Here is an 18,230-nt window from a genome sequence, read left to right as displayed (position 1 = left end):
AGGACAGAACGAAGGAAGCGCCCCGGTCGTTCCGCAGCTGCGGAACGATCGGGGCGCTTCCCTGTGCGAGTGCGGGGAGCTCAGTCCTCGTCCTCTGCGGCGGACTCGTCCGCAGCCTTCGCCTCGACGCGGCGCTGCTTGCGCTGGCTGCGGGTCAGCTTCTGGGCGGATACCGGGACCTGCTCGTCGTCGACCCCCCAGTCCATCGCGTCCAGGCCCTCGTCCGCGGTCTGCTCATCCCGGGCGAACAGCGGCCGGGAGATCTCTCCCTCGCCATCCTCGAGGTCGACCTCGGGAGCCGTCGCCGCCACCACCCAGCAGATCAGCATGATGATCAGAGCGAGCACGGCGATGCCCCAGCGCAGGAAGGCACTGGTCCCGTCGGTGGTCATCCCCACCACGGCGCTCACGCTCAGCGCCGACAGCAGCGAGGTGGTCAGCGCCAGCGGGAGTGCGACGGAGCCGACGGCAGCACGCAGGATGCCTGTCAGCACCGTACCGCTGAGCGCGCCGGAATGGCCCCAGGAGCCGCGCCCGCCGTAGCGGCCGGAGCCGATCACGGCCGCGGCGTTCTCAAGGGTCGAAGCAGAACCCAGCAGCCACAGACCCAGGCCGGTCGCGGTGAGCACCACGCCGATCACCAGGCCGGGCAGAGCGCCCGGGCCCAGTCCGAACCCGGCCACGACCGGCATCAGCACGGCCAGCACCACGGAGGGCACGGCGGCGCGGCGCACCATCTCCGACACCTCGACCAGCTCAGCCCGGGTGCGACCCTCGAGCATCGATGCGCGGGTCTCGACCACGGCGTTCGCGCCGAGGCGGCGGGCGCCGTCGAGCAGCGAGGAAGTCACCAGCAGCACAGTGATCACACCCAGACCCACCCCGCCGAGCACGGTGAGGGAGCCGGGCCCGACGGCGTGCAGGGCACGGTCCTCCCAGACGCTCGCGGCACGGGGGGCGAGCTGCAGAGCGCTGCCCAGCGGGCCCAGCACCGGCAGTGCGGTGAGGGCGCCGGCCAGCAGCAGCGCCGCGCGAGGGCCGGTCGCAGCGCCGGCGCCGACGTTGGCCTGGCCGGCCGCGGCCTCCGGCCCTTCCGTGAGCGTCGAAGCCAGGAGCGACCCAGCATGGCCCGCCACCACGATCAGGGCGCCGATTCCGGAGTAGGCCAGGAGCGCGAGTGCGAGGGCGGGCACCCCGGCGGAGAGCACAGCGATGACCGTGGCGATCAGGACGAGCAGGGCCATGGCCCCTGCCGCGGTGAGTGCGGTCGAGCCGAGCCCTGCGGTGAGGCCGAGCGCCCCTCCGGTGCGGCTGGTACGGGCGGCTCGCAGCACGGTCCCGCCGAGTCGATGGCCGGTGCCGCCCAGCAGCACCACCGCTCCGAGCGCGGTGAGCGCGCCGAGGCCGAGGGCGATCGCGACCACCACGTTGGGAGTGATCGAGTAGAGCGCGAGGGTATCCAGGAAGGTGCTCGCGTACTGCGACTCATCGGTGTTGGTGATCCATTGGCCCATGTCGGCCAGGGCACCTTCGATCTGCGGCTCGAGCTGCTCTCGCGGGGTCGGGGTGCCGCCGGTGATCGCGGGGTCCGTGAAGTTCTCGAGACCCACGTCCTCGAAGCGGAGGTTCTTGTACAGCGAGGGGATCCACAGCGCAGCGGCGGCGACGGCACCGGCGGCGCCGAGCACCGACGGGATCAGACCGCCCAGCCGGAGCGCACCGCGCTCATGGCCGGCGCTGCCGACATGCGGCATCACCGCGGTGACCGCAGCGGCCAGCAGCGCCACCCCGAGGCCCAGCAGCACCACGATGAAGCCTTCAGCTGCGAAGACGGGAACGCCCAGCAGCACCCCGACCGCGGCGACCGCCGTGGCCACGGCGACCAGATCGGCGCTCAGCGCGCCACCGCGACGGAACATGCGGGCGCTGCGCAGGTGCGGACCGCCGAGGTTCTGGGGATCGTCGGCATCCAGCTCGTGCTCATCGGTCCCTACCAGGAGTCCGGCGGCGGAGGCCGCCGCCTCGATGGGTGCCCCGCAGACCCGCAGCGCCAGGGCGGAGATCGCCGCGCCTGCCGCCAGCGCCATCAGTGCGGGCCCGGCGGTCGTCTGCAGGAACCACACGATGATGACGATCGGGACGATCGCGACGGCCAGCGCACCGGTGACCGCGAGCGCTCCCAGCCGGGAGATCATCGCTGCGCGGCGCTCGGCGGCGATGCCGAGGGCGGCCAGCTGGATGGCGATGCCGCGCCAGGCCGCGAGCGGACCCAGGGCAACACCGACCAGCAGCAGCGCGGAGCGAAGGATCCGATCATCGGTGGTGCCGGGGGCGAGGTAGAGCACGACGGCGACCGGCAGGCCGATCCACAGCATCAGCGAGCCGGCGGAGAGCAGCTGCGCACCGAGCCGCTGGCCGAGGCCGTCATCGACCTGGTCGTTGTCCTCGTCTCGGCGCAGGCGGCTGGGGATGACGGCCCCCGCGACGAGGGCGGCGAGGGCGAGCATGCCGAGCACCAGGAGGGTCCAGGCGAGATCGTCGCCCAGAGGGAATTGCGTGATCAGATCCACGAGAGAGCTTCCGACGACGGGGCTCGGCAGGCCGAGCAGGTCAACGCACCGGAGCAGGGCTCCGGCGGACGAGAATAGCGGAGGGTGGGGGTAGGGCCCGGCACCGACTCAGGCCAGCAGCGAGAGATCGAGATGTTCCGGCCCACCGTCGACGACCCGGATCGGGACCCCCCAGTCCTGCTGATGCATATGGCAGGCGGGGAATTCGACCGCCGGATCCGCATCGCAGGACGCAGCGCGGGCGCTGACATGCAGCACACCCTCGGTATAGGCGGGGTCCAGTTCGAGCGTGCGCTCGAGCGCGGTGTCCACGCCGGCGCCGGCGGTGAGCATCGAGGTCGGGGTGGTCGAGATGGTGACCTGGGTCGAAGGGCCCAGGGAGTCATCGAGCTTGTGACCGGGCGGCGGGGTGAACAGCACCCGCACGGTGAGCGGGCCCGGGCCCACCTCGGTGACCGGACGTTCGGAGCGCTGGGCGCCCTGGTCGATCATCCGTTCGGCGGCCTTGGCCACCGGCACCCAGGTGATGCGGTGGGTGCCGGACTCGACGACGATCAGCTGGCCGATGCCGTCCACCGGCGGGCCGACGATCGCATCCGACGGCTCCTTGAGATCGGTGGCGACGGTGACCACGTGCGCGCTTCCAGCACCGGATCCGTCATCTGCTGCGCCTGTCGTGGTGTCCGTCGCGGTGCCGGTGCCCGCGGCGCTCGGCAGGTCCGCGATCCCGACCATGCCGCTGAGGGCGGTGATGCCGCCCGTGGTGGCGCTCTCGCCGTCCGTCGCAGACTCCTCGATGATCCGGATCGCACCGTTGTAGGTGTCGCTGACCGCGATGCGGCCGTCGGGCAGCGCCGTCACCCCGAGCGGGTGCTGGAGCCGCGCAGAATCTGCGGGGCCGTCCACGTGTCCGAAGTCGAAGAGTCCGTGTCCGACCAGGGTGCTCACCTGCATCGTCCGCGGGTCCAGGACACGCACGGCGGAGGTCTCGGAGTCGGCGATCACGATGCGACCGTCGGGCAGCTCGTCGAGGCCGGAGGGCTGCGCCCACCAGGAGGTCACGGCGGGGCCGTCGACCAGGCCCTCCTGGGTGGTGCCGGCGAGGACCATGAGCGCCCCGGTGACCGGGTCGAAGGTCCACAGCTGGTGGATGCCGGCCATCGCGATGACCGCCCGGTTCAGCACGTGCGACCAGGTCAGGTCCCAGGGCGTGGAGAGCGCATAGGTGAGGGCGTCTCCCTCACCGCGGGGCAGCGGCTCACCCTGCATCCACTGCGCACCGGAGCCGGCGACGGTGGTCACCTCGGTCGCGGTGCGGGAGCGCAGCAGGCGGTCCTGGCCGACCTTCACGCCGCGCAGACGGTGATTGACCGTATCGGCGATCAGCAGGTCGTAGCCGACCTCGGCGGCGATCTCCTGCGGGAGGGCGAGGACGCCGTTGGGCTCGGCGAACTGCGCGGTCTCCTCGTCTCCATCGGCGTGGCCGCGGGTCCCGTTCCCGACGATCGCGTCGACCGTCACCCCGTCGTTCTGGAAGACGACCAGTCGGTGCTGACCGGCGTCGGAGACGATCAGGCGCCCGTCGGGCAGGATCGAGAGCTTCGAGGGGAAGCGGAGGGTCTGGGGGGGTGCGCTCCGTGAGCACGGTGGGCGCGGGGCCGCGACGCAGGGAGCCGTCGGCCTCACCCTCGGCGACCAGCTGCTCGACGAGCCGGTCGAGGTTCGCGGCATGCCCCTCACCGGAGAGGTTGCCGGCGATGCGTCCGTGGGTGTCCAGCACCATCAGGGTGGGCCAGGCGCGGGCCCCGTAGGCGGTCCAGGTCTCCAGCTCCGGGTCGTCGATGACCGGGTGGGTGACCTCGTAGCGCTCGATGTTGGCGGCCAGCGCGTCGGGGTCCTTCTCGAACTCGAACTTCGGCGAATGCACCCCGATGACCACGAGCTCCTGCTCCCACTTCTCCTCGAGGGGGCGCAGCTCGTCGAGGACATGCAGGCAGTTCACGCAGCAGAAGGTCCAGAAGTCCAGCAGGACGATCTTTCCCTGCAGCGACTCGAGGTCGAGCTCCGCACCTCCCGTGTTCAGCCAGCCGCGGCCGCGCAGGGCGGAGCCGTGGGCGCGGGCGGTCAGGGGCGCAGAAGGATCGGGCGCTGTGCTCATGAGGACCAGTGAACACCGGAACGACGTCGCAGGTCGAACTTGGGTGACATGCGCGGACATCCAGGACGCTGTCCGGCCCGTCCTCCTCCGTCGACGAGCATGCCCTCCCCCGGTCGAGGGACGAGGTCAGTGCGGTGCTCGCCGCTCACCAGGTGCGGATCCAGGCCGCGAGGTCGGGGTCGGCGAGCGAGGTCAGCGCCAGGTCCGCTGCCGGGGCATCCCAGCCGGGTGCGGGAACCGCGATCAGGCGCAGGCCCGCGTCGCGCGCGGCCTGGGCACCGGTTCCCGAGTCCTCGAAGGCGAGCACTTCGGACGGTGCCAAGCCCAGAGCACGGGCCGCAGCGGCGTACATGTCCGGGGCGGGCTTGGGGTTCTCGACGGTGTCCGACGCCTCGAGCACCGCGAACTGCTCGCGCATCCCGCCGAGGGTCAGCTTGTCCTCCAGCGCGGCCAGCCAGGAGTTCGAGGCGCAGCCCAGCGGCACCCGCTCCCCCGCCAGGCGCAGGATCTCCTCGGCGCCCGTCATGGGGCGGATGCCCGCGGAGAGCTCGCGCTCGAACACGCGGTGGAGATCGGTGAGGACCTCCTGCTCGTCGTGACCGGAGCGGCGGGAGATCAGCGCGGCGGCGACCTCGATGGTGGAGCCGTGCAGCACCTGTTCGTCACCGGCCTGGAGCTGGGCGCCGTGCGCCGCGACGACCAGATCCTCGGTGCGCTGCCAGATGGATTCGGTATCCAGCAGCAGACCATCGCAGTCGAAGACGACGGCGCGCGGGGTCCACTCTCCGAAAGCCTCCATGAAGCGGGCCGGAACCTCGACCCCGCTCATCGTCGCAGCTCCCAGCCGGTGATCCAGCTGCTCAGCACCGGATCGGCCATGGACTCCAGGCGGCGCGGCGAGCGCGGCTGCTGCCCGGGGATCGACGGCACCGCGATCAGCTGCAGGCCCGCCGCGAGTGCGGCTTCCGCACCTGTCTCGGAGTCCTCGAAGCCGAGGCAGTCGGCCGGGTCGGCCCCGAGCGCGCGGGCTGCGGCGAGGTACATGTCCGGGGCGGGCTTCGGTTCCCGGACGTCCTCGATCGCGATCGAGGCGTCGACCACGTCGGCGATCCCGAGGCCATCGAGCTTGGCATCGAGCAGATCGCGCGGGGAGTTCGAGGCGACCGCGACCGGGCGTACCTCGGCCATCGCCCGCAACGCCTCGAGCGCGCCGGGCAGCGGGTTCAGCTGCTCCCCGATGTGCTCGCGATGTGCGGAGACCAGCTCCTCGCCGACCAGGTGCGGGTCCTTGCCCACGGCCTCCGCGATGGTGATCACGACCATCTCCACGGCACGGCCGGTGATCGCGCGGCGGGTGGTCGGGTCCAGGCTGGCGCCATGCCGGGCGAGGTAGTCGTCCTGCAATGCGACCCACTGGCTCTCGGTATCGACCAGCAGCCCGTCGCAGTCGAAGATCACTCCGCTCGGCGACCAGCTCGGTGGCCACTGGTCCAGCGGGGAGGCGAGAAGTGCTGCAGGCTCGGAGGTCATGGTGGCCAGGGTATCCACCCACCCTGCACGAAGGGTGACCCGCTCACGGCCAGGCCTCCCCTGCGCACCCCACGCCCACGCCTCAACCCCACCCACACCGCACACACCCACGCAGAACAGGGCCATCCCCTCTGAGCTGTCGCCTACCGGGTGCGGACGCGACAGCTCAGAGGGGATGGCCGTGAGGTGAGCCTGGGTCAGGCGGCAGTGCGCAGGTCAGGCGGCAGCGGCAAGGCCCTGCTCGATGTCGGCGAGGATGTCGTCGATGTGCTCGATGCCCACACTCAGGCGCACGAAGCCGGGCTCGATCCCTGCTGCTCGCTGCTCCTCCTCCGAGAGCTGGGAGTGCGTGGTCGAGGCGGGGTGGATCACCAGCGAGCGCACGTCACCGATGTTCGCGACATGGGAGTGGAGGGTCAGGGCGTCCACGAACCGCTTGCCGGCCTCGAGCCCGCCGGGCAGGACGAAGCCGAGCACGCTGCCCGCGCCGCGCGGCAGGTACTTGTCCGCCGTCGCCTTGTAGGGGGAGGAGTCCAAGGACGCCCAGGTCACGGTACCCACCCGGTCATCACCTTCGAGGAAGGCGGCGACCTGGTGAGTGTTCTCGAGGTGACGCTCCATGCGCAGCGGCAGCGTCTCCAGGCCCTGCCCGATGAGGAAGGCGTTGAACGGGGAGACGGCCGGGCCCAGGTCGCGCAGCAGGTTGGTGCGGGCGCGGGTGGCGAAGGCTGCGGGCAGGCCCGCGAAGACGAGGCCGTTGTAGGACTCGTCAGGCTCGTTGAACTGGGGGTACTTCTCTGCGTGGACGGCGAAGTCGAAGCTGTTGCCGTCCACGATCGCGCCGGCGATCGAGGTGCCGTGGCCGCCGAGGAACTTGGTCGCCGAGTGCACGACGACATCCGCCCCATGCTCGAGCGGGCGCAGCAGGAAGGGGGTGGCGACGGTGTTGTCCACGATCAGCGGCACGCCGATCTCGTGGGCGACGTCCGCGATCGCGCGGATATCGGGGATGTCCTGCTTGGGGTTCGGGATCGACTCGACGAAGAACCCGCGCGTGGTCTCATCCGCCGCAGCGCGCCAGGACTCGGGATCCGTCGGATCCTGGACCCACTGCGCCGTGATGCCCAGGCGGCTGAGCGTGTGCTTGAAGAGGTTGAACGAGCCGCCGTAGAGGCTCGGGGAGACGGCGATGGAGTCCCCGGAACCGGCGAGGTTCAGGATCGACAGGGTGATCGCGCTCTGCCCGGAGGCGACCAGCAGCCCGGCTGCGCCGCCCTCGAGTGCGGCGATGCGATCCTCGACCGCGCCCTGGGTGGGGTTGTTGATGCGGGAGTAGATATGGCCGGCTTCGGCGAGCGCGAAGCGGTCCGCCGCGGACTCCGCGGAGGGGAACACGAAACTGGTGGTCTGGTGGATCGGCAGGGCTCGTGAGCCGGCGTCCGAGTCCGGGGTCTGGCCGGCGTGGATGGTCAGGGTCTCGAACTTGTGCGTCTGCTCGGTCATGGCGGTGCTCCTCCTGGGACGGGTATCGGGACCAGCCTGACCCGGCAGAGACCGCTGTGCCGAGAAAGATGAACGTCTGTGACAGCGCCTCACCGGTCGGACTGACTCTCACCTTCCGAGCTCGAGCACCTCGCCCTGCCAGCGGCTGCGCAACCAGCGGTCATGGGAGGCGATCAGCAGGGTGCCGCCCCAGTCCTCGAGCGCCGCCTCGAGCCGGGTCGCGGTGATCAGCGCGAGGTGGTTGGTGGGTTCGTCGAGCACCAGCAGCTCGGGCGGGTCCAGCAGCACTGCCGCGAGCATCACCCGTCGCAGCTGGCCCCGGGAGAGCAGCTCGAGGGGGCGGTCGAGGTCACGCGGATGGACCAGCCCGAAGAGCTCCGGCACGGTGCCATCGGCCGTCGTCTCCCGTCCGGCGGCGGTCTGGAGGTGCTGGCGGACTGTCCTGCCCGGCGCCGCGTCATCGTCCTGGCCCAGGTGCCCGATCCTGAGCCCCCGTGGCCGGTCCACGGTGCCTGCGGTGGGGGTGAGCCGGCCGGCGATGAGATCGAGCAGCGTGGACTTGCCGCTCCCGTTCGCGCCGGTGATCAGCAGCCGCTCCCCCACCGAGAGGCTGAAGGAGGTCGGCGCCAGGCGCTGCGTGACTTCGACCCCGCTGACTGCGAGCTGCACGGTGCCGTCCTGGCCGCGTCCGGCGGCGTCCGGGAGGTGGGTGAGGTGCAGTTCCGCTGGCGGCTTCCGGACCTGTGTCTCCTCGAGCTGAGCCAGACGCGCCCGCGACTCCCGGAGCCGGCGGGAGACGACGGTGGCGTTGCGGTCGGCGTAGAACTTCTTCGCCGCCCGGGCCTCGGTGCGGGGCGCCGCCCCGGCGTGGCCGACGCTCGCGGAGTCCTTCACCGCCTGGCGCAGCACCGTCAGCTCCTCCTGCTCGGTGCGGAAACGGTGCTCCCACCGGTCGCGCGCCTCGAAGCGGGCCAGCAGGTAGTCGCTGAAGCCGCCGGTGTAGGCGCTGAGCCCGCCGGGCTCGGTGGCGAGCGGGGACTCGGCAGGGTCAAGATCCAGCTGGGCGGCGGTGGCGTCGTCGAGAAAGGCACGGTCGTGGCTCGCGATCAGAACCGGTCCGGGATGGGCGGCGATCGCACCGGCCAGGAAGGCGGCGCCGTCGTCATCGAGGTGGTTGGTGGGTTCGTCGAGCAGCCAGGTGGTGGGGCGGGCGATGAGCAGATGCGCGAGCGCGAGGCGCTCCCGCTGTCCGCCGCTGATCCGGCCGATCTCGGTGCCGGGAGCGACCTGGCCGAGGCCCACTCCGCTCAGCACCTCCTCGGCACGGCGCTCGGCGTTCCAGACGTCCGCGAGCGTCGCCTCGGCGAGCAGGGTGTCGTAGCGGTGCGTCGCCTGCGCGGAGGGTTCTCCCCCGGGCGCGGCGAGGGCCTCTCCCGCAGCGATCAGCTCCCGTTCGAGGCGCCGTGAGCGCTCGAGGGCATCCGCGACCACCTGGTCGATGGTCGCTTCGGGGCCGAAGGGAAGCTCCTGCTGGAGCACGCCGACGGGTCCGGGTGCGCGCCAGGTGCCCGCGTCGGGAGCGAGCTGCCCGGCCAGGATCCGCAGCAGAGTCGACTTCCCGCTGCCGTTCTCTCCGAGCAGTCCGGTGGGCTGGCCCGCGGGCACCACCAGGCTCACGTCGGTGAGGACGCGGCGGTCCGGGAAGGAGAAGGAGATCCCGTCGGCTCGCAGGTGGAGGGCCGGGTCGCCGGTGGCGGTCGCCCTCGCAGGGGCAGAGGGCAGGGGCGTGGTGGGGTGCGCGGGCATGGAGCAGCTCCTCGACAGGGAGGGTCGGTGGACGACGAAGGCTGATCACAGGCGCATGAGAGCACCGTAGGCGTCCCGCGGGCTGCGGTCCAGCGAATACTCTCCGCGGTGCTCCGCCGGGTTCAGCCCTGACGGTGAGGCGCGGGTCAGTCCCGATGCTCCAGCGCGGTTCAGCCCTGCTGCTCCAGCGCGGCCACGGCGGAGCGGATACCGGCCGGGTCCCCTGCCCGGTGGGCATCGCGCGGGAAGCGTGCGAGCACTGCCTGCGCGGCGGCGGGCTCGGCGTCGGCCAGCAGCGCGACCAGGGCCACCCGCACACTGCCGGCGGCGGCCTCGAGCACCTCGGCGGCGTGCTGCGGGGTCGCCCCGCTGGCCTGCACCAGCATCCGCACCGTGCGCGCCACGAGCTTCGCGTTGGTGGGGCGGACGTCGATCATCAGGTTCCCGAAGGTGGTGCCGAGCCGCACCATCGTCGCTGTGGACAGGGCGTTCAGGGTGAGCTTCTGGGCGGTGCCCGCTTTCATCCGGGTGGAGCCGGTGACCACCTCGGGGCCGACGTCCAGCAGGATCGGATGATCGGCGAGCGGGGCGAGCGAGGCCTGCGGGTTCGCCGAGATCAGGGCGGTGGGCATCCCGGCGGCGCGCGCCGCCTCCAGGGCGCTGCCGACGAACGGGGTGCGGCCGCTCGCGGCCAGGCCGATCACCACGTCCCCGGTGCGGCATTCGGTGCGCACCAGCTCGGCGCCGGCCTCCGCCGAGTCCTCGGCACCCTCGACCGCGGTGAGGAAGGCTCCGTCACCGCCGGCCAGATGGGCGGTGATCATCGACGGATCGGCGTTGAAGGTGGGGGCGAGCTCGACGGCGTCCAGGACGGCGAGCCGCCCGGAGGTGCCCGCCCCGAGGTAGTGGACGGTGCCGCCGGCGGCAATCGCCGCGACGCAGGTCTCGACCAGGGCGGCGATCTGCGCGGCCTGCGCCTGGACCGCTGCGGCGACGGTGGCCTCTTCGGCGAGGATCACGTCGACCATGCCGCGGGCATCGAGCGCATCGAGCTCGGTGCTGGCGGGATTGCGCTCCTCGGTCGGGGAGGCGAGGTCGACGAGGCGCACGTCGAGAGCACTCTGTTCCGGCTGGGGGGTGGTCACGTCGGACTCCTGGGAATCGGGGCTGGATATCGGCGAGGCGATGCCGCCGGACCCTCATCGGTCCCCGGGCGTCGCTCACCGTGCTGCGGACCAGAGTAGCGAGATCTCGGTACCCTCCCGCGCCGCTCGCCTAGCATGTGTGGTCCAGACGAAGGGGATCCCGATGAATGCCTCCGATGCCGAGGCGCCGGCCGGCCAGCCGACGACGGGCGACGATGCCGCAGCGCAGACCGGTGACGTCGACCAGCGCCCGGCCGCACCCGCGTCACCGGCTCTGGTGATCGCTGGAGATATCGGCGGGACCAGCTCCCGCCTGGTCCTCGCACCCTGGGACGGCGCCGTGATCGCGGAGGCGGAAGGCCCGGGGGCGAACCTGCGCTCCTCGGGAGCCGACGCCCTGGACAACCTGGTCGAGACGGTTCGCGAGGTCCTGTTCCAAGGCCGTCGGGCGCTGGGGCAGGACAGCCCGGGCGATCACGGTCTGGGACGGGGCAGCGAGGTGGCAGCGGTGGCCCTCGGCATCTCCGGGGCGGGGCCGGCGCGGGCGATGGAGGTGCGCAGAGCGGTCGGCGAGCGCCTGACCCGGCTCGGCATCGACCCCGCCCGGATCCTGATCACCGATGACCTGCACACCGCCTTCCTCACAGGCGACGTGGGCGATGACGGCCTGCTGGTGCTGGCCGGGACCGGCGCCGTCGCGGTCCGCTTCCAGGGCCGGGAGGCAGTGGCCCGTCGCGACGGGATGGGCTGGCTGCTGGGCGACATCGGCTCGGCGGTCTGGCTGGGACGCCGCACCCTCGAGGCGGTCGCCGCAGATATCGACGGGCGCGGACCGCGCACCCAGCTCACCGAGCAGGTCGGTGAGCTGCTGGGCCTGGATCTGCGCGAGGGGCTGCTGCCCCCGTCGGCCACCGGCGATCCTCGCCAGGACCTGATCCGTGCCTTGGACGAGCAGCTCCCCGCGGGTGCTCCGGCGGCGCTCGGACGCTTCGCCCGCCTGCCGGGACTGGTCGATACAGATCCTGTGGCCCGCGAGATCCTCGACGTGGCGATCCGCCATGTGCTCGAGACCGTGCACGCGCTGGACCCGCAGGGCGAGTTGCCCGTGGTGCTCGCCGGGTCGGTGCTGGCAGGTCCAGGGCCGATCCGGGAGGCCGTCGAAGCCGGGCTGCAGGCCGCGGGACGCACCTTCCGGACCGCTCCCACCGGTCTGCCCGGGGCTCTGCTGCTGGCTCGCGAGCTCGCAGGAGAGCTGCTGCCATGACGGACTCCCCCGCCGCCGGCCTCCCCCTGGACGAATCCGAGGGTCATGAGCAGTCTCGACGTCCCGTCGATCACGCTTGCGCCGTTGCGGCATCCCCCACCAGCCTCGACGATTAGGATGGCCAGCGTCCGCCCGCTGCTGAGCCGGGTGTCCGGGATCGTACCGGGCACCGCGCGCCGCCCGACTCGGAAGAAGGCTCTTCTCGATGCCCGATCTCCACGACCAGATCCCCACCCGCGAGAAGGTGCTGATCATCGGCGCCGGCCCCGCCGGTCTCGCCGCTGCCGCAGCGCTGAAGGCGCTCCAGGTGCCCTTCGACCTGGTGGACCGTGCCAAGCACGTCGGCGGGATCTGGGACCCGGAGCGCGAGGACTCCCCGGTATGGCCCACGCTGGAGATGATCTCCTCGCGCGAGCACACCCAGTACGAGGACATGCTGCAGCCGGTCTCCTTCCCGGAGTTCCTCTCGCCCACCCAGATGGCGAAGTACCTGCGCGCCTACGCCGCCCGGCACGATCTCACCGAGCATTTCCGTCCCCGCACCACGGTGCGCTCCGCTCGCCCCTTCGAGGAAGGGGTGTGGCAGGTCGAGCTGTCCACCGGCGAGATCGGGATCTACCGCGCAGTGATCTCCGCGCACGGCATCACCGAACGGCCCCACCGGCCCGACTGGGCCGAGGACGTCCCTGCCTCGGTGCGGGTGATCCACTCCAAGGACTGGAACGGCGCCGACGGGCTCGAGGGCCAGCGGGTGCTGGTCGTCGGCTCGGGGCAGTCCGCCGCCGATATCGCGGTCGACGCCGCCCGGCGCGCCCTCGAGGTGCGCTGGTCGATGCGCACCGGTCACTGGGTGGTGCCGCGGCGCATCGCCGGGGTTCCCGGTGACGTGGCCGCCTCCCGCGAGCCCGCCGCGCTCGGCGGGTTGAACGCGAAGATCGCCGAGACGCTGATCCGTCGCACCGCCGGAGATCCTGCCGCTGTGGGCCTGCCCGTGCCGGCCGCGCCGCTGCTCGAGGATGCCGTGATCGTCTCCGACGATGTGCTGGACCGGGTGCGTGAAGGCCGGATCACCCCTGCCGGGGCGGTCACAGGGGTCGATGCCGACGGCATCGTCACGCACCTGGGCACCGGGTCCCACGCCGGGCATCTGAGCTTCGCTCCGGACCTGATCGTGCTCGCCACCGGCTATGAGTCCGGCGCGGACCACCTCCCCCAGGATGTGCTGCCGCGCACTGCCGGCGGCGACCTGGACCTGTTCCTGGGTGCCTTCGCCCGTGGCCGCGATGACCTGGTGATCCTGGGTCAGCAGCGGGTGGCGGGCGGCGTGCTTCCGATCCTGGTCGAGCAGGCCGATATCGCGGCTTACATGCTGGCCGCGACCCGTGATGGCTCCTCCGCCTCCTCCTCTGCTCTCGCGCGCTTCCGTCAGCTGCGCGCCGGCGCAGAGTCCGCGGTCCCGGTCACCCATCCGGATGCCGAGGGTGGATTGCTGGGCCGGCTGGGCAGCGTGTTCGGCGCGCACCGGGTCACGGCGCGCAGCGCAGCCACGACGCACGAGACCGGCGAGAAGCTGGTCCCGTCCGTCGACCGCGACACCCTGCTGGCTCGCCTGCGGTCGGTGCGGGGACTGTTCGTCTGACCCCCGCCGCGCCCGCCGGGTGAACGAGCACCGGCTCAGGCGGGCGCTGCGGGCTCGGCAGGGCGCCGGCGCGGCCCCAGCACCATCACCGCGGCGACCGCCACCACCATCAGCACCGCGATGCCGGCGCGCTGCTGATCGGCGAGCGCATCGGCCCACCAGGTGCGGCCCGTGGCACCGAACCAGCTCGCCGCCAGCAAGGTGTCGGTCAGCAGCAGCATGACCCCGGCGCCGAGGCCCAGCAGCAGCGGTGCCCCGCGCACCAGCAGTCGCTGCCAGTGCGGCGCCGCGGCGGGCATGGCCCGGAGGGCGAGCGCGGTGAGCACTCCCCCGCCCAGTGCCAGCAGCTGCAGCGCCAGATGCGCGGCGTGCCCGTCCAGTGCGAGTCGGAGGACGGGGGTGACGTAGCCGGCGATCAGCAGCAATGGTCCTGCCAGGGCCAGCAGAGCGGCCGGCCACCAGCGGCTATCGCACAGGGTCCGCAGCCGCTGCGGCACGGCGCCGACGCTGCCCAGCAGCACTCCGGCCGGGACCATCAGCAGCACATGCTGCAGCACGTGGGCGGAGAGGAGGACCTTGCCGTAGACGTTCAGCGGCCCGCTGGTCATCAGCACCAGCACCATCGCTCCCAGCAGCAGGCGCAGGCTCTGAGCGCGCGTGCGCTGCGGTGCGCGGGGCCGCCACCAGACCAGCAGCAGCACGCAGGCCAGCGCCATGCCGAAGGGATCCGGCCGCCAGGCGGTGAGCACAGTGGACAGCTCCGGCATCGCCGGCAACGGATAGCCGGTGAGCACCCCGGCGGTGCCGCCGGGCGGGGTTCCCGCCTCAGCCGGCGGCGGGGAGGAGCTCATGGCAGCGGCGAGCGCCACCGCGAGCCCCATCAGGGCGAGCTCGAGCAGAGCCAGTCGCCGATAGGTGCGTCGGGCGTGCGTGCCCGCCTTCTCCTGGGAAGTTCCTCGGGCAGTGTCGAAGCCCTCCGCGATCTGGCGTCGCTGCAGCACTCCGAGCCCGCCGAGCAGGAGCAGCAGCACCGCTTTGGCGACTCCCAGCTGCACATACGGGCTGGTGAGGATCTCTCCGGGATGGTTCATCCTCACCGCGAGCGCCCACACCCCGCTCAACGCGAGCGCCACCCAGCAGATGAGGGCCAGGAGGGAGTAGCCGCGCACGATGGCCCCGTCATCGCGCCCGCGGTCCGGGAGGAGCTGCAGCACGGCCAGCCCTCCCACCCACACTCCCACCGCGAGCAGGTGGATGAGCATGGTCGAGGTGCCCACCTCGTGGGTCTCGTCGCCCGCGGCGTGGCCTGTCATCGCGGCGCAGAAGGCGATCATCCCGGCCAGCGCCGCAACCGTGCGGGCGATGGGCACGGAACTGCCGAGCACCGAGACGGTGGTGGCGGCGGCGGCGACCACGAGCGCGGCCAGCAGCCAGATCCCCAGGTCGGTGGCGACGAAGACTCCGAGATCGGAGCCGAAGCGCGGGGAGCCGACGGGCTGCCCGGTCGCGACCGCATAGGAGAAGGCGAGCGATGTGCCTCGGGCGAGGGTGGTGATCGCGGCGGCGATTCCCACCACGATCATCACGCGGGAACGGTCTGCATCATCACGGAGCAGCCAACCGGCGATCACAGCGCCGCCGAGGGTGAGAGCGGCGGCGAGGTCGGCGAGCGTCGCCGCGACCGGTGCGCCATGGCGGGCGATCGGCCCCGCATCCATCAGCACCAGGTTGTCGCCGCCCGCAGCCGCGGCGGCGAGCACCGAGATCCCTGCGAGCAGGGCGAAGGCCCCGAGCAGGATCACGATCAGCACCGGGCGCGTCTGAGGAGTGGCGGCGGCCCTCATGAGGCGATCACGATTCCCAGCCACAGCGCGGCCATCCCACCGCCGGCGCTCAACATCAGATAAGCCAGGGCCAGGGAGAAGGTGGTGTGGCGCACCAGTTCGACGATGTCGAAGGCCGCGGTGGAGAGCGTGGACAGGCCGCCGCAGAAGCCGACGGCCAGCAGCAGGTAGACGAACTCGCCGGTCCCTGTAGCGGAGCCGAACTGTGCGACCACGAGCCCGATGAGGAAGCAGGCGATGAGATTGGCGCCGAAGGTGGTCCACGGGCGCACCCGGTCACCGTTGGCTGCGGTGCGTGCCACGGCCGCTCGGGTGATCAGCTCGCGCAGACCCCAGCGCGCGACGGCACCGAGTCCGCTGCCGAGCCCCACCAGGACGGCGGCCAGGAGATACGCGCCGGCGCTCATGCCCGGTCCTCCTCAGCGACAGCATGGGGCTCGGCGTCATGAGGCTCTGCGTCACGGAGCTCGACCCCGTCGGCCTTGACCTCTCGAGGCACGGCGAGGCGCCGGCCGAGGATCAGACCCAGGATCATCCCTCCGAGGCACAGCACCACAGTCACCGTCCCGTAGCTGAGGGCGAGGAGCGGGAAGTCGGCGCCGATCATCGCCGAGCCTTCGAGCACCACGGCGGAGAAGGTCGTGAATCCGCCGCACAGGCCCGTGCCCAGCAGAGGCTGCATCCAGGAACGTCCGGAGCGCACTTCGAGCACGCCGTTGAGCCCGCCCAGCGCCAGGCAGCCGATCAGATTCACCCAGATCGTCGCCCAGGGCAGCTCGACCAGCGTCGGGGTGGTGACCGTCGGGGCCAGCACCGAGAGGGTGAACCGCAGGATCCCGCCGAGCGCACCACCGGCCGCGACCAGCAGCGCGGTCTGCCACCAGGTCAGGCGCACTCGGACCGGGCCAGAGCCCAGCGTCTCGGAATCGATGACATCCTCGAGGTGCACGGCGGCCATTTCGACCGTGTGCATCCTCGGGTCATCGCGACGCGGGGCGCGGGGCGCGGGAGAAGGGCTCGAGGTCACCGACACAGCGTACCGACGACTGCGCCGCCGCTGCGCAGTTCGTCGCTCAACCGTCCACCTCCAGGTCGAGCTCCTCCCGCTCCGCCTCCGCCGCCGGCTCGCACGCTCGCCGACGACTCCAGCTGCGCAGTTCGTCGCTCAACCGTCCACCTCCAGGTCGAGCTCCTCCCGCTCCGCCTCCGCCGCCGGCTCGCACGCTCGCCGACGACTCCAGCTGCGCAGTTCGTCGCTCAACCCCATACAAGTCCCAGCGAGGGGTCCTCCAGCACTGCGGAGACGTCGCGGAGGAGCTCCGCACCCAGCGCCCCATCGATCAGGCGGTGATCGAAGCTCAACGAGAGCGTGGCGACCTTGCGCGGCACGATCTGCCCGTCGACCACCCAGGCCTTCTCCTTGATCGCGCCGACCCCGAGTATCGCGGACTCCCCCGGGTTCAGGATCGGGGTGCCCGAGTCGATGTCGAACACGCCGTAGTTGGTGACCGTGATGGTGCCGTCGCGGGTGTCACGCAGAGAGGTGCGGCCGGCGCGGGCGGTGCGGGCGAGCTCGCTGATGCCCTCGGCGAGCTCCCGCAGGGTCATCAGATGCGCGTCCTTGAGGTTGGGCACGATCAGTCCGCGGGGCGTGGCCGCGGCGATGCCGAGGTTCACGTAATGCTTGTAGACGATCTCCTGGTTGGCCTCGTCCCAGGAGGCATTGACCTCGGGATTGCGACGGATCGCGACCAGCAGCGCCTTCGCGATCACGGCGAGGGGGCTGACCTTGACGTCGGTCCACTCCCGCGAGGCGCGCAGCTGGTTGACGATCTGCACCGCGCTGGTCATGTCGATCTCGTTGAACACCGTCACGTGCGGCGCGGTGAAGGCCGAGGCCACCATCGCCTCCGCGGTGCGCTTGCGCACCGAGCGGATCGGCACCCGGGTGGTGCGGTCATCACTGGTGACGCCCGAGAAGGGCTGGTCGCGCGTGGACTTCATCGCGCCGCCGAGACCCTCCGGAGCCTGCGGAGATTCCTCGGGGAAGTAATCGCCGTCGACCTCGCCGCCGTAGGCGCGCTGCTGCGCGTTCAGCACGTCCTGGCGGGTGACGGTCCCCTCGGGCCCGGTGGCCAGCACGTCATGCAGGGCGACACCCAGATCACGGGCGAGCTTGCGCACCGGTGGCTTGGCGAGGATGCGGCCGATCGGCACCTGTTGACCGTCATCGGACTGGGCCTGCTCGGCGAGTCGGCGCCGACGGCGCTGCGGGGTGGCCTGCGCGCCATAGCCGACCAGGTTCTTCGGCTCCTCGGTCGCGGTGGCCGACGGAGCAGAAGCAGTCGCGGCGGCGTCAGTGGCCTGCATCGCGAGCTCCTCCGCCGACGGGTCCGCCTCGGGCTGCGACGGGGCAGGCACTGCGACGTTCGACTGCGGGGCGGCGGGCTGCGGTGCGGCAGCAAGCACCGGGCCGCCGGCGGTGTCGACCTGGATCAGTCCGGCACCGATCGGCACCTCGTCACCGACCGCGACGAGGATCGCGACGACGGTGCCGGCGACGTGGGTGGACAGCTCCACGGCGCTCTTGGCGGTCTCGACCTCGACCACGGCGGCGTTGATCTCCACGCGATCGCCCACGGCGACCTTGATCTCCAGGATCTCGGCCTCGGTGAGGCCCTCCCCGGGGTCGTTGAGCGGGATCGTCACGATCGTGCTCGCGCCGGGTGAACCAGCGGAGCCTGCGGGGGTGGCGGCATTCATGGTCGTGA

At 71.8% G+C, this 18,230-nt stretch carries 12 protein-coding genes and 1 pseudogene; 2 read left to right on the top strand and 11 right to left on the bottom strand.

The window, feature by feature from the left end; all coding sequences use genetic code 11:
- Nucleotides 1-80: 80 nt before the first annotated feature.
- From ABD893_RS05510 to ABD893_RS05470, 7 genes and pseudogenes are all read right to left on the bottom strand, one after another.
- On the bottom strand, nucleotides 81-2,570 hold the full coding sequence (locus ABD893_RS05510; protein ID WP_345076568.1) for a pyrophosphatase: 2,490 nt from the start codon (nucleotides 2,568-2,570) through the stop codon (nucleotides 81-83).
- Nucleotides 2,571-2,678: 108 nt separating this feature from the next.
- Nucleotides 2,679-4,728 (bottom strand): annotated as a pseudogene (locus ABD893_RS05505) (thioredoxin-like domain-containing protein).
- Between the two features lie 145 nt (nucleotides 4,729-4,873).
- Nucleotides 4,874-5,557, bottom strand: a complete 684-nt coding sequence (locus tag ABD893_RS05490) for an HAD family hydrolase (protein ID WP_345076566.1) — start codon at nucleotides 5,555-5,557, stop codon at nucleotides 4,874-4,876.
- Nucleotides 5,554-6,258, bottom strand: a complete 705-nt coding sequence (locus ABD893_RS05485) for an HAD family hydrolase (protein ID WP_345076564.1) — start codon at nucleotides 6,256-6,258, stop codon at nucleotides 5,554-5,556. Before ABD893_RS05485 ends, ABD893_RS05490 begins: the two co-directional genes overlap by 4 nt.
- Before the next feature lie 216 nt (nucleotides 6,259-6,474).
- Complete coding sequence (locus ABD893_RS05480; RefSeq protein WP_345076562.1) at nucleotides 6,475-7,761, bottom strand: O-acetylhomoserine aminocarboxypropyltransferase/cysteine synthase family protein; 1,287 nt, start codon at nucleotides 7,759-7,761, stop codon at nucleotides 6,475-6,477.
- A gap of 108 nt (nucleotides 7,762-7,869) precedes the next feature.
- Entirely contained in the window at nucleotides 7,870-9,567 is a 1,698-nt protein-coding gene (locus tag ABD893_RS05475) for an ABC-F family ATP-binding cassette domain-containing protein (protein ID WP_345076560.1), read from the bottom strand.
- A 170-nt stretch (nucleotides 9,568-9,737) separates the two neighbouring features.
- The gene (locus ABD893_RS05470; protein ID WP_345076559.1) at nucleotides 9,738-10,712 is read right to left on the bottom strand and encodes an N-acetylmuramic acid 6-phosphate etherase; all 975 of its coding nucleotides are present in this window, start codon (nucleotides 10,710-10,712) and stop codon (nucleotides 9,738-9,740) included.
- 163 nt (nucleotides 10,713-10,875) lie between these two features.
- On the opposite strand from ABD893_RS05470, the gene ABD893_RS05465 reads away from it, so the two are divergent.
- Together ABD893_RS05465 and ABD893_RS05460 are read left to right on the top strand one after the other, a co-directional pair.
- Nucleotides 10,876-11,976, top strand: coding sequence for an N-acetylglucosamine kinase (locus ABD893_RS05465; RefSeq protein WP_345076557.1), 1,101 nt, complete (start codon nucleotides 10,876-10,878; stop codon nucleotides 11,974-11,976).
- 205 nt (nucleotides 11,977-12,181) lie between these two features.
- Nucleotides 12,182-13,615 carry a flavin-containing monooxygenase gene (locus tag ABD893_RS05460; RefSeq protein WP_345076555.1) on the top strand — a complete coding sequence of 478 codons (1,434 nt, stop codon included), beginning with the start codon at nucleotides 12,182-12,184 and terminating at the stop codon, nucleotides 13,613-13,615.
- 35 nt (nucleotides 13,616-13,650) lie between these two features.
- Here ABD893_RS05460 and ABD893_RS05455 read toward each other — a convergent pair whose 3' ends face one another.
- From ABD893_RS05455 to ABD893_RS05440, 4 genes are all read right to left on the bottom strand, one after another.
- On the bottom strand, nucleotides 13,651-15,459 hold the full coding sequence (locus ABD893_RS05455; protein WP_345076553.1) for a cytochrome c oxidase assembly protein: 1,809 nt from the start codon (nucleotides 15,457-15,459) through the stop codon (nucleotides 13,651-13,653).
- Nucleotides 15,456-15,866 (bottom strand): fluoride efflux transporter FluC, encoded by a 411-nt coding sequence (locus ABD893_RS05450; RefSeq protein ID WP_345076551.1) that lies wholly within the window; start codon nucleotides 15,864-15,866, stop codon nucleotides 15,456-15,458. The genes ABD893_RS05455 and ABD893_RS05450 overlap by 4 nt, the downstream gene beginning before the upstream one ends.
- A complete protein-coding gene (locus ABD893_RS05445) occupies nucleotides 15,863-16,486 on the bottom strand; it encodes a fluoride efflux transporter FluC (protein WP_345076549.1) in 624 nt (207 codons plus the stop codon). The genes ABD893_RS05450 and ABD893_RS05445 overlap by 4 nt, the downstream gene beginning before the upstream one ends.
- A gap of 230 nt (nucleotides 16,487-16,716) precedes the next feature.
- Nucleotides 16,717-18,222: a dihydrolipoamide acetyltransferase family protein gene (locus tag ABD893_RS05440; protein ID WP_345076547.1), complete on the bottom strand. Its 1,506-nt coding sequence runs from the start codon at nucleotides 18,220-18,222 to the stop codon at nucleotides 16,717-16,719.
- Nucleotides 18,223-18,230 lie beyond the last annotated feature (8 nt).

Origin of the sequence: Brachybacterium paraconglomeratum (genome assembly GCF_039541415.1) — a bacterium.
Taxonomy (GTDB): Bacteria; Actinomycetota; Actinomycetes; order Actinomycetales; family Dermabacteraceae; genus Brachybacterium; species Brachybacterium paraconglomeratum_A.
The sequence above is the reverse complement of the archived record's forward strand: the minus strand, read 5'-3'. Positions and strand labels throughout refer to the sequence as shown.

What these genes read in the sequence shown, in the direction of transcription:
- ABD893_RS05490 (WP_345076566.1), bottom strand. Translation starts at nt 5,557, where the DNA reads ATGAGCGGGGTCGAGGTTCCGGCCCGCTTCATGGAGGCTTTCGGAGAG.
- ABD893_RS05475 (WP_345076560.1), bottom strand. Translation starts at nt 9,567, where the DNA reads ATGCCCGCGCACCCCACCACGCCCCTGCCCTCTGCCCCTGCGAGGGCG.
- ABD893_RS05485 (WP_345076564.1), bottom strand. Translation starts at nt 6,258, where the DNA reads ATGACCTCCGAGCCTGCAGCACTTCTCGCCTCCCCGCTGGACCAGTGG.
- ABD893_RS05480 (WP_345076562.1), bottom strand. Translation starts at nt 7,761, where the DNA reads ATGACCGAGCAGACGCACAAGTTCGAGACCCTGACCATCCACGCCGGC.
- ABD893_RS05440 (WP_345076547.1), bottom strand. Translation starts at nt 18,222, where the DNA reads ATGAATGCCGCCACCCCCGCAGGCTCCGCTGGTTCACCCGGCGCGAGC.
- ABD893_RS05460 (WP_345076555.1), top strand. Translation starts at nt 12,182, where the DNA reads ATGCCCGATCTCCACGACCAGATCCCCACCCGCGAGAAGGTGCTGATC.
- ABD893_RS05455 (WP_345076553.1), bottom strand. Translation starts at nt 15,459, where the DNA reads ATGAGGGCCGCCGCCACTCCTCAGACGCGCCCGGTGCTGATCGTGATC.
- ABD893_RS05450 (WP_345076551.1), bottom strand. Translation starts at nt 15,866, where the DNA reads ATGAGCGCCGGCGCGTATCTCCTGGCCGCCGTCCTGGTGGGGCTCGGC.
- ABD893_RS05465 (WP_345076557.1), top strand. Translation starts at nt 10,876, where the DNA reads ATGAATGCCTCCGATGCCGAGGCGCCGGCCGGCCAGCCGACGACGGGC.